The sequence below is a fragment of the Allochromatium vinosum DSM 180 genome (genome assembly GCF_000025485.1).
Lineage (GTDB): Bacteria > Pseudomonadota > Gammaproteobacteria > Chromatiales > Chromatiaceae > Thermochromatium > Thermochromatium vinosum.
The window spans coordinates 441,352-455,054 of the sequence record NC_013851.1; the positions used below are offsets into that span (position 1 = coordinate 441,352).

Below are 13,703 nucleotides of genomic sequence, written 5' to 3' on the forward strand. Positions count from 1 at the left end.
AGACGAGATACCGATGTACTCCTGGATCCTCATGCTCGTCGTGCTCGCGGCCATGGCCGGGGCCTATCAGATCGGGCGTCAACGCGCCATCGCCAGCGCCGGCGGTCCGACCCGGATCAAGCAACTGCATTCACTGCCGACCTACTACGGACTCTATGCCGCGCTCTGGGCCGGGTTACCCGCCTTGATGCTGATGGGGCTGTGGATCGGACTCCAGGACCAGATCGTCATTGGTCTCGTGACCTCGCATCTCCCCACCGAAGTGGTCTCGGGGCTGTCCGAAGGACGCCTGGGACTGCTGATCAACGATATCCGCAACCTGGCCACCGGCAACATCGTCTCGGCCGAGGTCACGCCCGAGATCCAGGCGGCAGCGGATCAGTACAATCGCTTGAACCTCATTTCGCAGTGGGCCATGTGGGCGGTGGTGCTGGCGGTGGTGCTGGCCGGGCTGGCCTATGCCTGGATGCGTACTCAGCCGCGTCTGCGGGCACGCAACCGGGTCGAATCGGCCTTCACCGTCATGCTGATCATCTTTTCCTCGATCGCGATCCTGACCACGCTCGGGATCGTGCTCTCGGTGCTGTTCGAATCGCTGCTGTTCTTCCAGAAGGTCTCGCCGCTCGAGTTCTTCTTCGGTACCAACTGGAGTCCGCAGATCGCGCTGCGTGCCGATCAGGTCGGGGCCTCGGGCGCGTTTGGCGCCATTCCGCTGTTCACCGGCACCCTGATGGTGTCGCTGATCTCGATGCTGGTGGCCGTGCCCATCGGGCTGCTGTCGGCGATCTATCTGTCCGAATACGCCCACCGCCGGGTGCGTGCCATCGCCAAGCCGACTCTGGAGATCCTGGCCGGTATCCCGACCGTGGTCTACGGCTTCTTCGCCGCCCTGACCGTCGCGCCCTTCATCCGCGAACTGGGGATGAGTTTCGGGCTGGACGTGGCCTCGGAGAGCGCGCTCGCCGCCGGTCTGGTCATGGGCATCATGATCATCCCCTTCGTCTCCTCGCTGTCGGACGATGTCATCAACGCCGTGCCCCAGTCGCTGCGCGACGGCTCCTATGCCTTGGGCGCGACCCAGTCCGAGACCATCCGCCGCGTCGTCATCCCGGCGGCGCTGCCCGGCATCGTCGGCGGCATCCTGCTCGCCGTCTCGCGCGCCATTGGCGAGACCATGATCGTGGTCATGGCCGCCGGACTGGCCGCCAACCTGACCGCCAATCCGCTCGACAGCGTCACCACGGTGACGGTGCAGATCGTGACCCTGCTCACCGGCGACCAGGAGTTCGACAGCGCCAAGACGCTCGCCGCCTTCGCTCTGGGACTGACGCTGTTCCTGGTGACACTCACGCTCAACGTGATCGCCCTGTCGATCGTGCGCAAGTATCGAGAGCAATATGAATAATCCAGCCGACACGACGCCGCCGCGTCGCGCCATCGACATCGTCAACGCCTCGCTCAAACGCCGCTATGCCCGCGAGCGCCGCTTCCGGTGGCTCGGGGCCACGGCGGTCACGCTGGGCATGGTGTTCGTGGTGCTGCTGTTCGCCGACATCATCCTCAAGGGTTATACGGCCTTCCAGCAGACCTATATCCAGCTGCCGATCGAGCTGGCCGCCGCGACCATCGATCCGGACGGCGCGCGCGATCCGGCGACGCTGGCGCGCGCCGATTACATGAAGCTGATCCGCGAGGCGCTGCGCGAGCGCTTCCCGGAAGTCACCGACCGTCGCGACCGGCGGCTGCTCAACTCCATGATCAGCGTCGGCGCCCCCGATCTGCTGCGCGAGCGGGTGATGGCCGATCCGGCGCTGATCGGCACCACGCAGGAGCTGTGGATCCTGGCCGACGACGACATCGACATGCTGGTCAAGGGCTACATCGACCGCAACGCCCCGGCGTCCGACCGTCGCGTCGGCGATCAGATGATCGCCTGGGTCGACCGGCTGGAGGCCGAGGGCCGGGTCGCCAAGCGCTTCAACACCATCTTCTTCACCCACGGCACGTCGCGTGAGCCGGAACTGGCGGGTATCGCCGGGGCGCTCATGGGGTCGTTCTACACTCTGGTGCTGACCTTCCTGCTGTCGTTCCCGATCGGTGTCGGCGCGGCGCTCTATCTGGAAGAGTTCGCGCCCAAGAATCGCTGGACGGATCTGATCGAGGTCAATGTCAACAATCTTGCCGCCGTGCCCTCGATCGTCTTCGGTCTGCTGGGCCTGGCGGTGTTCATCGGCTTCTTCGGCGTGCCGCGCTCCACCCCCCTGGTCGCGGCGCTGGTGATGACGCTCATGACGCTGCCGACCATCATCATCGCCAGTCGGGTGGCGCTCAAATCGGTGCCGCCCTCGATCCGCGAGGCCGCGCTCGGCGTCGGCGCCTCGCCCTTGCAGACCCAGTTCCATCATGTACTACCGCTGGCCTTGCCCGGCATCCTGACCGGCTCGATCATCGGCATGGCGCGCGCGCTCGGTGAAACCGCGCCCTTGCTGATGATCGGCATGATCGCCTTCATCGTCGACATCCCCAAGGGATTCAACGATGCCGCGACCGTGCTGCCGGTGCAGATCTTCCTGTGGGCCGACAGTCCCGAGCGCGGCTTCGTCGAGCGCACCTCGGCAGCCATCCTCGTGCTGCTGGCCTTCCTGTTCGTCATGAACCTGGCCGCCGTGTTGCTGCGCCGCCGGTTCGAGCGGCGCTGGTAGGGCCTGAACCCCATCGTCTCGCCTCGCGTTCAGGTGTTCGGCACGCTGGCGCGGTTCGAGCTAGAGGCTTTTTATGAATACCATGGTTGAAGTAATGGACAAGACGACAGGCGCCATCAGCTCCGCCGACTTGGCGCAAGACCGGCCGTCCGCGGCCACCGTCGGCGACGTCACTGTCGCCGATCCGCGCATGACCTGCCGCAATGTCGATGTCTGGTATGGTCCCAAACAGGCCATCAAGGGCGTGAGCCTGGACATCGGCAAGAACGAGGTGCTGTCGATGATCGGCCCCTCGGGGTGCGGCAAGTCGACCTTCCTGCGCTGTCTCAATCGCATGAACGACACCATCGACGGCTGCCGGGTCACGGGGTCGATCCAGCTCGACGGTCAGGACATCTATGACAAGGGACTCGACCCGGTGCCATTGCGCGCCCAGGTCGGGATGGTGTTCCAGAAACCCAATCCCTTCCCCAAGTCGATCTATGAGAACGTCGCCTATGGGCCGCGCATCCATGGTCTGACCAACAACAAGGCCGAGCTGGATGAACTGGTCGAGACCAGTCTGCGCAAGGCCGGGCTCTGGAACGAGGTCAAGGACCGGCTCGATCAGCCCGGCACCGGATTGTCGGGCGGTCAGCAGCAGCGTCTGTGCATCGCCCGCACCATCGCCGTCTCGCCCGAGGTGATCCTGATGGACGAACCCTGCTCGGCGCTCGATCCCATCGCCACCGCCATCATCGAGGAGCTGATCGACGAGCTGCGCGCCAACTACTCGATCGCCATCGTCACCCACTCGATGCAGCAGGCCGCGCGCGTCTCGCAGCGCACCGCCTACTTCCATCTCGGCGATCTGATCGAGGTCGGCGAGACCAATCAGATCTTCACCAATCCTCAGCACCGGCTCACCGAGGATTACATCACCGGACGCTTCGGCTGAGTCCGGCGCGGAGTCCAGGATGAGCGACCCAGCCATCGACAAACCGGCCGGCGATCTCATGGCCGGTCATACCGTGCGCCGTTACGACCAGGAACTGGCCAAGCTGCGCGCCATCATCCTGCAGATGGGCGAGCGCGTCATCGATCAGACGCAGGCGGCCGTCGCAGCCCTGATCGAGGGCGACGAATCCCAGACCTATCGCGTGCTCGATCGCGAACCGCTGATCGACTATCTCTCGCTCGATGCCGACGAAGAGGTGTTTCGGGTCATCGCCCGCCGTCAGCCGACGGCCGTGGATCTGCGCATCGTGCTGGCGCTGTCCAAGATCGCCGGCGAGGTCGAGCGCGCCGGCGACAAGGCCGTGCGCATTGCGCGCGAGGCGCTGGAGCTGCGCCAGCAGGAGCAGGACGGCGAATTGCTCGTCGAACCACTGCGGGCCGCCTTCCAGGCACTCGACGACAGGGCCTGCTGCATGTTCGAGCGCAGTGTGCATGCCGTCACCGGCTTCGATGTCAACCAGGCGCTGACGATCTTCGAAAACGAGCCGGCGCTCTACGCCGCCGCGCACGATCTGCGCCAGTTGTTGGGCGAGTCCGACAGCGATGGCCTGGTGCCGCGTCAGGCCATCGCGCTGTTTCACTGTGCCCAAGCGCTCAAGCGCATCGGCAATCATGCCTCCAATATCGCCGAGCAGGTCATCTATGTCGCGCTCGGTCAGGATGTCCGGTATCGCAACCGCGAGATCCTGATCGAGACACTGCGTCATCGCGGCTACTGACGCCCTGATTTCGTCCGTGATGCGGACCGCGCTGGTTTTCAGCTCGATCGACGCGGCTGTCGAGGCGGTTTAAGCTGTCTCGACTCGGCCCGAGCGGCCAGCCATCGATGAGCGCGTCATGAATGAAACTCTGAAGACGATCCTGGCCGAGGCCATGCACCTGGGGCGAGAGGGCCGCTTCACCGAGGCCACGGCCCTCATCCAGCGCGGGCTGCACCTGACACAACCGCTGCCCGAACAGCGCGAGTCGCACCCGAGTGCGGGCGATCCGGATCGCCGCCCGGTCGTCGAGGCCGATTTCGAGGTCATCGAGGACATCGGCCGAACCGGCGGGCGCTCGATCCATGGCCACTTCACCCACGGAATCGAGACCCGCGACTATCGTGTCTATGTTCCGGCCGGCGCGGATGACAGGCCGCGTCCGCTGATCCTGATGCTGCACGGTTGTCAGCAGGACGCCGAGGACTTTGCGCGTCTGACCCGCTTCGACCCGCTCGCCGACGAGCTGGGGTTCATCGTGCTCTATCCAACCCAGCCGCGCACGGCCAATGCCACCGGCTGCTGGAACTGGTTCCTGCCCGAGCATCGGCGCGCCGATCAGGGGGAGGCCGCCTGGCTCATCGCCCTGACACAGGCGATCGCCACGCGCTACCAAGCCGACCCACATCACATCCATGTCGCCGGACTCTCGGCCGGGGGCGCCATGGCCCTGACGCTGGCGGCGACTCAGCCCGCACTCTTCAGGTCCGTTGGTGTGCATTCGGGGCTGCCGCATGGTCTGGCGCAGGATCAGCTCTCGGCGCTGACGCTCATGCATCAGGGGCCGACGGCCGTCAGCGGCGGGAGAACGGCTATGGATGGCATCGGTGTCCCGGTCATCGTCTTTCAGGGTGATGCCGATCTCAGGGTCAATCCGGCCAATGCCTCAGGGATCATCGAGCAGGCGCTGTCGGGAGCGCCGGAGGCTCGATCAGGGCTGGACGCGTCGGGCGTCGAACGTGAAACGGGACGGGCGCCGGGTGGACTGGGCTATACACGCACCCGTTATCTGGCGGCCGACGGATCGAGTCGGGCCGAACTCTGGATGGTCCAGGGCGGTGGTCATGCCTGGTTCGGCGGCGATCCGGCTGCTTCCTTCGCCGAGCCGCGCGGACCGGATGCCTCTCGCGAGATGGTGCGCTTCTTTCTGGAGCGCAGCGTACCTGACGCCAGGGCGACGGGGACCGATCGCTCAGGATGAGCGATCCCGTTCGCGGATACGCACCTGTTCGTTGTTCTCGACCACGCGGCCGCGTGCGCCGCTGAGCGTGTCGGTGTTTTGGCGCCGAGCCGTCCGCAGCTTACCGAGACGATCCGGGATCGCGGGCAGATGCTGGCCATAGCGTCCTGATCCGGCCACCAGCTTGGAGGCGGCCAGGATCTGCGGGACATATTGCTTGGTCTCGTTCGGCAGGTCGAGCGACCAGAAGTCGGTTGGCCGACCGGCGCGGCGGTTGGCTTCGATGGCCGAGGACACGCAGCCCGGACCACAGTTGTAGGCCGCCATGGTCAGCTCCCAGTCGCCCTCGAAGCGCTTGTTGAGCCGTTCCAGATAATCCAGTGCGGCGCGGGTCGAGGCGACCACGTCGCGCCGCTCGTCGGTGTAATCGTCCAGACGCAGTCCCATCTCGCGCGCGGTCGAGGGGATGAACTGCCACATACCGGCGGCGGCCTTGGGCGAGGTGGCGGCCGGGTCGTAGCGGCTCTCGACGTGCGGCAGCAGGGCCAGCTCCATCGGCAGGCCGCGGCGCTCGATCTCGGCCACGATCAGCGGCAGATAGGGTGCGCCGCGCCGTGAGAGGCGCTCCAGATAGCGCGGGTCGCGGCGGAAGCGTTCGAGCGTGGCGTCGATGCGCGCATTGGCCTGGAGATTGAGCTGCATCCCCGAACGCACGCGCTGCCAGAGATCGCCGCCCGAGGCGCCGCGTTCCACCACCCGCGAGCGTCCCCGAACCCTGACGTCGAGCGCCGGCCTGACATAGCCATACTCGCGCGCCGAGACCACGCCTTCATAGAGGTCGTATGAGCCATTCATCGCGGTCGAATCGTTGCTGGCACAACCTATGAGCAAAACGGGCAGGACGAGCGCGGACAGCAGGCCGACCGCTGGCCCCAGACGCTTGACTTCTGGCATGTGAACCCCGACTAAATAAATATAAGTCTTTGAATGATTTAATTATTATTAAAACAACCCGGCTATCATACGCAAAGGCTGCAGTGAATTCCAGGTTTAGGCATTCGGCTCGAACGATCCGGTGCCGGGACAACGGGCGTCGATCGCGGTTAACATGTGCGCCCCGATGAGGCGCAGGCATGACCACAGATCCGCTCCAGCCCGACCAGTCCGATCCATTGCAGGCGTGGTATCGCTCGGCGCTCGGCGCCGAGGTGGCAAACCATGAGGGCGACTGTGTCCGGCGTCTGCTGGCCAACACCTTCGGCTACTATCTGGTCCAGGTCGGCGCAAGCGAGCGCTTCGGCGAGGCCCTGACGGCGAGCCGGATCCGGCATCGCGTGCTGCTGCCCGGTACGCCGCCGACCGGGGCGGTCCAGGGGCTGAGCATCGTCGGCGAGCCGGACGCCCTGCCGTTGGCCTCCGACAGCATCGATGCCGTCCTCCTGCCCCACGTCCTGGAGTATTCGGATCGCCCGCGCGCGATCCTCGCCGAGGTCGAGCGCGTGCTCATCCCCGAGGGGCGACTGATCCTGCTGGGGTTCGACCCGCTGAGTCTGTGGGCGCTGGGACGTCTCTGGTGGCCGGCCTGTCGGCGTGCGCCCTGGAACGGACGCTGGCGGCTCGCCGTCCAGGTCGAACACTGGCTGAACGAGCTGGGCTTCGAAATCGAGGTGTGCGAGCGGGCGCTCTTCTGTCCGCCCATCGTCTCGCCTGCGGGGGCGCGCTGTGCGACCATCGAATCGCTCGGTCGCCGGTTCTGGCCGCTGTTCGGCGGCCTCTATGTCATTCGCGCCGTCAAGCGCGTGGCGACCCTGACCCCGCTCAAACCCTATCGCACCAGCCGCCACGCTCTGCTGCCGGGCGGCGCCGTGCGTCCCACCACCCGAGGAACCGGGCATGTCTGACTGTGTCGAAGCCTTCACCGACGGCGCCTGCAAGGGCAACCCCGGCCCAGGCGGCTGGGGCGTGCTGCTGCGCTGGGGCGAGGTCGAGAAGGAACTGCACGGCGGTGAGCGCGAGACCACCAACAACCGCATGGAGCTGATGGCCGTGATCATGGCGCTCGAAGCGCTCAAGCGCCCGACCCCGATCCGGATCACCACCGACTCGCAATACGTCAAGCGCGGAGTGGGCGAATGGATGCCGCGCTGGAAGCGCAACGGCTGGCGCACCGCCGATCGTCAGCCGGTCAAGAACCGCGATCTCTGGGAGCGTCTGGACCGGGCGCTCGGCCAGCACGAGGTGAGCTGGCGCTGGGTCAAGGGCCACGCCGGGCACGCCGAGAACGAGCGCGCCGACTGGCTCGCCAATCTGGGCGTTCCAACCACAGGAGGACGCTGACGATGCGTCAGATCGTCCTGGATACCGAAACCACGGGTCTTGAGCCGCGCGAGGGCCACCGGATCATCGAGATCGGCTGCGTCGAGCTGGTCGACCGCCGCCCGACCGGACGCAACTTCCACGAATATCTCAACCCCGAGCGCCAGATCGACGCCGAGGCCGAGGCCGTGCACGGCATCAGCAACGCCTTCCTCGCCGACAAGCCGCGCTTCGCCGAGCGTGCCGAGCGGCTGGTCGAATATCTGCGCGGCGCTGAACTCATCATCCACAACGCCGCCTTCGACGTCGGCTTCCTCGATCACGAGTTCGGCCTGTGGCGCGGCGCCGAGGCTCCGCGCATCGCCGATCTCTGCACCGTGACCGACAGCCTGCTGATGGCGCGCAAGCTCCATCCGGGCCAGCGCAACGGACTCGACGCGCTCTGCAAGCGCTATGCGATCGACAACTCGCACCGCACGCTGCACGGAGCGCTGCTCGACGCCGAGATCCTGGCCGATGTCTATCTGGCGATGACCGGCGGGCAGGTCTCGCTGTATCTCGGTGGCGAGGGAATGAACGGCTCGGGCGTGGGCGAGGGTCCGGTGCATCGCGGTCGCCTCGACCCCGAACGCCCGCGCCTGCGGGTGGTGCGGGCGACCCAGACTGAGCTGGAGGCGCATCGCGTGCGGCTGGACGCGATCTGGAAGGCGAGCGGCGGTTGTGTCTGGCTCGGCGGGACGGATTGATCAGGTGTGATGTTGACGTTGGGGCTGGCGTCGTCCTGGGCCGACACCGCCGAGGATCTCTTCGAGTCCCTGGAGATCGAGCAGTTCGATGTGCTTGCGCTCGACGCGCACCAGGCCGTCGTCCTGGAAACGGGTGAAGAGACGGCTGACGGTCTCGACGGCCAGCCCCAGATAGTTGCCGATTTCGTGCCTGGACATGCTCAGGTGAAAGTCAGTCGCCGAGAGTCCGCGTTTGTGCAGGCGCTGCGAGAAGCTGAGCAGAAAGGCGGCGAGCCGCTCCTCGGCGTTCTTCTTGCCGAGCAGGAGCAGCATGTCGGTGTCCTGGCCGATCTCCTTGCTGAGCAGCCGGTACATCTGGTGCTGGAGGCTGGGGATGATCGCGGTCAGCTCCTCCAGCCGCCCGAAGGGGATCTCGCAGATGGCCGAGGTCTCCAGGGCGCTGGCCGAGCAGGCGTGCTCGCCCTTGTCGATGGCGTCCAAGCCGAGGATCTCACCGGGCAGATGGAAGCTGAGCACCTGTTCTCCACCCTCGCTGCTCGGGGCGAAGGTCTTGAGCGAGCCGGTCTTGACGACGAACAGCGAGCGGAAACGGTCGCCCTCGCGAAACAGGATGTCACCGCGATGCAGTGGCCGTGCGCGCTTGACGATGTCGTCGAGACGTTCGACGTCCTCGGGCGTCAGTCCCATGGGCAGGCAGAGCGAGGAGAGGGTGCAGTGGCGGCACGCCACGCGGATGGATTCGATCGAGATCACTGTACTCTGATTCAAGACTTCCGCCCTCATTCCTCATCATGGCCCGATGTTGGGGCTATATGATTTTGTTTTTGATCTAGATCAAGTGCCGGCGTTTTTTAACCCGTTCCCCTCTGAAACTCAAGTGCTTATGTTTTCTTACACTTTTGGTTTCAGGTCGTTCCGGATGCGCGACTCCGCCAAAGCGTCCGAGGCGCCTGCAACAAACCACGCCATGCAGGATCGGATTGAGCCGGTGCGGCGATTTTGGTAGTTTGTCCAGGCATCCGAGTCACGATTCCCGACTCCCTCGACCCTCCCTCGGCTCCCATTCACTATGACAAAGTTCATCTTCATCACCGGCGGTGTGGTTTCATCGCTGGGCAAAGGCATTGCATCGGCCTCGCTGGCGGCGTTGCTGGAGGCGCGCGGTCTGCGCGTCACCATGATCAAGCTCGATCCCTACATCAACGTCGATCCGGGCACCATGAGCCCCTTCCAGCACGGCGAGGTCTATGTCACCGACGACGGCGCCGAGACCGACCTGGATCTGGGCCACTACGAACGCTTCCTGCGTACACGCATGGGGCGTAACAACAACTTCACCACCGGCCAGATCTACGAGAGCGTGATCCGCAAGGAGCGCCGGGGCGACTATCTCGGGCGCACGGTGCAGGTCATCCCGCACATCACCGACGAGATCAAGGCCAGCATCCGGCTCGGCGCCGAGGGTGCCGACATCGCCATGGTCGAGATCGGCGGCACCGTGGGCGACATCGAGTCGCTGCCGTTCCTGGAGGCCATCCGTCAGATGCGGGTGGAGGAGGGGCCGGAGAACTCGCTGTTCATGCATCTGACCCTGGTGCCGCACATCCGCACCGCCGGCGAGATCAAGACCAAGCCGACCCAGCACTCGGTCAAGGAGCTGCGCTCCATCGGCATCCAACCCGACATCCTGCTGTGCCGCGCCGAGAAGCTGCTGCCGGACGAGGAGCGGCGCAAGATCGCGCTCTTCACCAATGTGTCGGAGAAGGCGGTCATCTCGGCCATCGACGCCGACAACATCTACCGCATCCCGCGCCTGCTCCATGCTCAGAGCCTCGACGAGCTGGTGGTGCGCCAGTTCCATCTCGATGTGCCGGAGGCGGATCTCGCCGAATGGGATCGGGTGATGGACGGCTTCGATCATCCCGAGCAGTCGGTACGCATCGGCATGGTCGGTAAGTACATGAACCTGACCGAGGCCTATAAGTCGCTGTCGGAGGCGCTCGCGCACGCCGGCGTGCACACCAACACCAAGGTCGAGATCGTCTATGTCGACTCCGAGGTCATCGAGCGCGAGGGCACCGACTGTCTCGACGGGCTCGATGCCATCCTGGTGCCGGGTGGATTCGGCGAGCGCGGGGTCGAAGGCAAGGTCATGGCCGTGCGCTATGCGCGCGAGCAGCGCGTGCCCTATCTCGGCATCTGTCTCGGGATGCAGGTGGCGGTGATCGAATATGCGCGTCACATGGCGGATCTGGAGGGCGCGCACAGCACCGAGTTCGACCGCCAGACCCCGCATCCGGTCATCGCGCTCATCACTCAGTGGCGCGATGAGCAGGGGCGGATCGAGACCCGTTCGGAGAGCGACGATCTGGGCGGCACCATGCGGCTCGGCGGTCAGAACTGCCGGCTGGAGCCGGGCAGTCTGGCGCGCTCGGTCTATGGTCAGCCGCAGGTGCGCGAGCGCCATCGCCACCGCTATGAGTTCAACAACGCCTATCTCGACACCCTGAAGGATGCCGGGATGCGCTTCTCGGGCTGGTCGCTCGACAACCGGCTGGTCGAGATCATCGAGATCCCGGATCATCCCTGGTTCATCGCCTGTCAGTTCCATCCCGAGTTCACCTCGACCCCGCGCGATGGGCATCCGCTGTTCGAGGGCTTCGTGCGCGCGGCCCTGGTACAGCGTCAGTTCAACGGAGAACCCGCCGCATGATGCCGCTGGCCGGTTTCGAGGTCGGTCTCGACCGGCCGCTGTTTCTGATCGCCGGACCCTGTGTCATCGAGAGCGAGACGCTGGCACAGGAGACCGCCGGGGCGCTGAAGGAGCTGACCGAGGCGCTCGGCATTTCCTTCATCTACAAATCCTCGTTCGACAAGGCCAACCGTTCCTCGGGCGCGAGCTTTCGCGGGCCGGGCCTGGAGGAGGGTTTGCGGATTCTGGAGTCGGTGCGCGCGACCATCGGTGTGCCAGTGCTGACCGATGTGCACGAGGACACGCCGCTCGCTGAGGTCGCCGCCGTGGTCGACGTGCTCCAGACCCCGGCCTTTCTCTGTCGCCAGACCAACTTCATCCAGGCCGTCGCCCAGCAGGGGCGGCCGGTCAATATCAAGAAGGGTCAGTTCCTCGCGCCCTGGGACATGAAGCATGTGGTCGAGAAGGCGCGCGCGACCGGCAACGATCGGGTCATGGTCTGCGAGCGCGGCGTCTCCTTTGGCTACAACAATCTGGTCTCGGACATGCGCTCGCTGGCCGTCATGCGTGAGACCGGCTGTCCGGTGGTGTTCGATGCCACGCATTCGGTGCAGTTGCCGGGCGGGCAGGGGACCAGTTCGGGCGGGCAGCGCGAATTCGTTCCGGTGCTGGCGCGGGCGGCGGTTGCGGCGGGTGTCGCCGGACTCTTCATGGAGACCCATCCCGATCCCGATCGCGCGCTGAGTGATGGCCCGAATGCCTGGCCGCTCCGTCGGATGCGTGACTTGCTGTCGACCCTCGTCGAGATCGATCGCTTGGTCAAAACGGCTGGATTCGTCGAGCAGGGTTAGGCGTTTGCTGTCCATAGGGTGGTGTGCTGACCGAATTCACCAGACCATCCTCTGCACAAACCGCATCAACATATCGAATAATACCGAGCTATCCGTAGCTCTTGAATCCTCAAGGAGTCATCCACCATGTCCGAAATCGTCGACGTCCGCGCCCGTGAGGTGCTGGATTCCCGTGGCAATCCGACTGTCGAGGCCGACGTCATCACCGCCGACGGCGCCATCGGCCGCGCCATCGTGCCCTCCGGCGCCTCCACCGGCTCGCGCGAAGCGCTGGAACTGCGCGACGGCGACAAGTCGCGCTACAACGGCAAGGGCGTGCTGACCGCCGTGGCCAACATCCGCAGCGAGCTGCGCGAGGCCATCGTCGGTATGGACGTCGCCGATCAGACCGCGATCGACCGCTGCATGATCGAACTCGACGGCACCGACAACAAGGCCCGTCTCGGCGCCAACGCCCTGCTCGGCGTCTCGCTCGCCGTCGCCCATGCCGCCGCACAGGAAAAGGCCCTGCCGCTCTATCAGTCGCTCGCCAGCGGCCCCTACCGCCTGCCGGTGCCGATGATGAACATCATCAACGGCGGCGAACATGCCGACAACAGCGTCGACTTCCAGGAGTTCATGATCCTGCCGGTCGGCGCCGGCAGTATCCGCGAAGCCGTGCGCTACGGCGCCGAGGTCTTCCACGCGCTCAAGTCCGTCCTGCACGCTCGCGGTCTGGCCACGGCGGTCGGTGACGAGGGCGGCTTCGCGCCCGATCTGGCCTCCAACGAGGCGGCGATCGAGGCCATCCTCGAAGCCATCCACAAGACCGGCTTCAAGCTCGGCTCCGACATCTATCTCGGGCTGGACGTGGCCGCCTCCGAGTTCTATCAGGACGGTCAGTACGTCCTCAAGGGCGAGGGCCGTACCCTCAGCTCGGACGGCATGATCGACCTGCTGGAGCAGTGGGTGTCGAAGTATCCGATCCTCTCGATCGAGGACGGTCTGGCCGAGGGCGACTGGGACGGCTGGAAGCGCCTGACCGAGCGTCTGGGCGACAAGGTGCAGATCGTCGGCGACGACCTCTTCGTCACCAACACCCGCATCCTCCAAGAAGGCATCGACAAGGGCATCGCCAACTCGATCCTGATCAAGGTCAACCAGATCGGCACCCTGACCGAGACCCTGGAAGCCATCGCCATGGCGCACAAGGCCGGTTACACGGCAGTCGTCTCGCACCGCTCGGGCGAGACCGAGGACTCGACCATCGCCGATCTGGCGGTCGCCACGGGCGCGGGTCAGATCAAGACCGGCTCGCTGTCGCGTTCCGACCGCGTGGCCAAGTACAATCAGCTGATGCGCATCGAGGACCAGCTGGCCGACGAGGCTGTCTATGCCGGTCGCGATGCGTTCAAGTGGCTCTAAGGCCATCCGTCGGGGTCTCGGAGCCTGGCGTTCCCTGACCCTGAGTCGCATGGTTTTG

General features: G+C 65.4%; 13 protein-coding genes. 11 read left to right on the forward strand and 2 right to left on the reverse strand.

Annotated elements, in window-relative coordinates; genetic code table 11:
• Nucleotides 1-13 precede the first annotated feature (13 nt).
• The 5 genes from pstC to ALVIN_RS01900 all read left to right on the forward strand — a co-directional run bounded on the left by pstC (nucleotide 14) and on the right by ALVIN_RS01900 (nucleotide 5,657).
• Nucleotides 14-1,405: a phosphate ABC transporter permease subunit PstC gene (gene pstC, locus ALVIN_RS01880; RefSeq protein ID WP_012969614.1), complete on the forward strand. Its 1,392-nt coding sequence runs from the start codon at nucleotides 14-16 to the stop codon at nucleotides 1,403-1,405.
• The gene (gene pstA, locus ALVIN_RS01885; protein WP_012969615.1) at nucleotides 1,398-2,702 is read left to right on the forward strand and encodes a phosphate ABC transporter permease PstA; all 1,305 of its coding nucleotides are present in this window, start codon (nucleotides 1,398-1,400) and stop codon (nucleotides 2,700-2,702) included. Before pstC ends, pstA begins: the two co-directional genes overlap by 8 nt.
• 94 nt (nucleotides 2,703-2,796) lie before the next feature.
• Complete coding sequence (pstB, locus tag ALVIN_RS01890; RefSeq protein ID WP_407637049.1) at nucleotides 2,797-3,639, forward strand: phosphate ABC transporter ATP-binding protein PstB; 843 nt, start codon at nucleotides 2,797-2,799, stop codon at nucleotides 3,637-3,639.
• A 19-nt stretch (nucleotides 3,640-3,658) separates the two neighbouring features.
• The gene (gene phoU / locus ALVIN_RS01895; RefSeq protein ID WP_012969617.1) at nucleotides 3,659-4,417 is read left to right on the forward strand and encodes a phosphate signaling complex protein PhoU; all 759 of its coding nucleotides are present in this window, start codon (nucleotides 3,659-3,661) and stop codon (nucleotides 4,415-4,417) included.
• Nucleotides 4,418-4,535: 118 nt separating this feature from the next.
• Nucleotides 4,536-5,657 (forward strand): extracellular catalytic domain type 1 short-chain-length polyhydroxyalkanoate depolymerase, encoded by a 1,122-nt coding sequence (locus ALVIN_RS01900; protein WP_012969618.1) that lies wholly within the window; start codon nucleotides 4,536-4,538, stop codon nucleotides 5,655-5,657.
• Here ALVIN_RS01900 and ALVIN_RS01905 read toward each other — a convergent pair.
• On the reverse strand, nucleotides 5,649-6,491 hold the full coding sequence (locus tag ALVIN_RS01905) for a transglycosylase SLT domain-containing protein (protein ID WP_223295247.1): 843 nt from the start codon (nucleotides 6,489-6,491) through the stop codon (nucleotides 5,649-5,651). The genes ALVIN_RS01900 and ALVIN_RS01905 overlap by 9 nt on opposite strands.
• Nucleotides 6,492-6,769: 278 nt before the next feature.
• Between ALVIN_RS01905 and ALVIN_RS01910 the strand changes: the two genes are divergently transcribed.
• The 3 genes from ALVIN_RS01910 to dnaQ are packed head-to-tail and all read left to right on the forward strand — an operon-like array spanning nucleotide 6,770 to nucleotide 8,698.
• Nucleotides 6,770-7,537 (forward strand): class I SAM-dependent methyltransferase, encoded by a 768-nt coding sequence (locus tag ALVIN_RS01910; protein ID WP_012969620.1) that lies wholly within the window; start codon nucleotides 6,770-6,772, stop codon nucleotides 7,535-7,537.
• Entirely contained in the window at nucleotides 7,530-7,973 is a 444-nt protein-coding gene (gene rnhA, locus ALVIN_RS01915; RefSeq protein ID WP_012969621.1) for a ribonuclease HI, read from the forward strand. Before ALVIN_RS01910 ends, rnhA begins: the two co-directional genes overlap by 8 nt.
• A 2-nt stretch (nucleotides 7,974-7,975) precedes the next feature.
• Entirely contained in the window at nucleotides 7,976-8,698 is a 723-nt protein-coding gene (gene dnaQ / locus ALVIN_RS01920; RefSeq protein ID WP_012969622.1) for a DNA polymerase III subunit epsilon, read from the forward strand.
• On the opposite strand, the gene fnr is transcribed toward dnaQ, so the two are convergent.
• Complete coding sequence (gene fnr / locus ALVIN_RS01925) at nucleotides 8,699-9,466, reverse strand: fumarate/nitrate reduction transcriptional regulator Fnr (protein ID WP_012969623.1); 768 nt, start codon at nucleotides 9,464-9,466, stop codon at nucleotides 8,699-8,701.
• 301 nt (nucleotides 9,467-9,767) lie between these two features.
• Between fnr and ALVIN_RS01935 the strand changes: the two genes are divergently transcribed.
• The 3 genes from ALVIN_RS01935 (at nucleotide 9,768) to eno (ending at nucleotide 13,645) form a co-directional block, all read left to right on the forward strand.
• Complete coding sequence (locus ALVIN_RS01935; RefSeq protein ID WP_012969624.1) at nucleotides 9,768-11,411, forward strand: CTP synthase; 1,644 nt, start codon at nucleotides 9,768-9,770, stop codon at nucleotides 11,409-11,411.
• On the forward strand, nucleotides 11,408-12,241 hold the full coding sequence (gene kdsA, locus ALVIN_RS01940) for a 3-deoxy-8-phosphooctulonate synthase (RefSeq protein WP_012969625.1): 834 nt from the start codon (nucleotides 11,408-11,410) through the stop codon (nucleotides 12,239-12,241). The genes ALVIN_RS01935 and kdsA overlap by 4 nt, the downstream gene beginning before the upstream one ends.
• A 126-nt stretch (nucleotides 12,242-12,367) precedes the next feature.
• Entirely contained in the window at nucleotides 12,368-13,645 is a 1,278-nt protein-coding gene (eno, locus tag ALVIN_RS01945) for a phosphopyruvate hydratase (RefSeq protein WP_012969626.1), read from the forward strand.
• The last annotated feature ends 58 nt before the right edge of the window (nucleotides 13,646-13,703 follow it).

Bases quoted from the DNA above. Each gene is read 5' to 3' on its own strand.
- pstC (WP_012969614.1), top strand. From the start codon at position 14: ATGTACTCCTGGATCCTCATGCTCGTCGTGCTCGCGGCCATGGCCGGG.
- ALVIN_RS01935 (WP_012969624.1), top strand. From the start codon at position 9,768: ATGACAAAGTTCATCTTCATCACCGGCGGTGTGGTTTCATCGCTGGGC.
- rnhA (WP_012969621.1), top strand. From the start codon at position 7,530: ATGTCTGACTGTGTCGAAGCCTTCACCGACGGCGCCTGCAAGGGCAAC.
- pstA (WP_012969615.1), top strand. From the start codon at position 1,398: ATGAATAATCCAGCCGACACGACGCCGCCGCGTCGCGCCATCGACATC.
- ALVIN_RS01900 (WP_012969618.1), top strand. From the start codon at position 4,536: ATGAATGAAACTCTGAAGACGATCCTGGCCGAGGCCATGCACCTGGGG.
- eno (WP_012969626.1), top strand. From the start codon at position 12,368: ATGTCCGAAATCGTCGACGTCCGCGCCCGTGAGGTGCTGGATTCCCGT.
- ALVIN_RS01910 (WP_012969620.1), top strand. From the start codon at position 6,770: ATGACCACAGATCCGCTCCAGCCCGACCAGTCCGATCCATTGCAGGCG.
- kdsA (WP_012969625.1), top strand. From the start codon at position 11,408: ATGATGCCGCTGGCCGGTTTCGAGGTCGGTCTCGACCGGCCGCTGTTT.
- ALVIN_RS01905 (WP_223295247.1), bottom strand. From the start codon at position 6,491: ATGAATGGCTCATACGACCTCTATGAAGGCGTGGTCTCGGCGCGCGAG.
- pstB (WP_407637049.1), top strand. From the start codon at position 2,797: ATGGACAAGACGACAGGCGCCATCAGCTCCGCCGACTTGGCGCAAGAC.
- phoU (WP_012969617.1), top strand. From the start codon at position 3,659: ATGAGCGACCCAGCCATCGACAAACCGGCCGGCGATCTCATGGCCGGT.
- dnaQ (WP_012969622.1), top strand. From the start codon at position 7,976: ATGCGTCAGATCGTCCTGGATACCGAAACCACGGGTCTTGAGCCGCGC.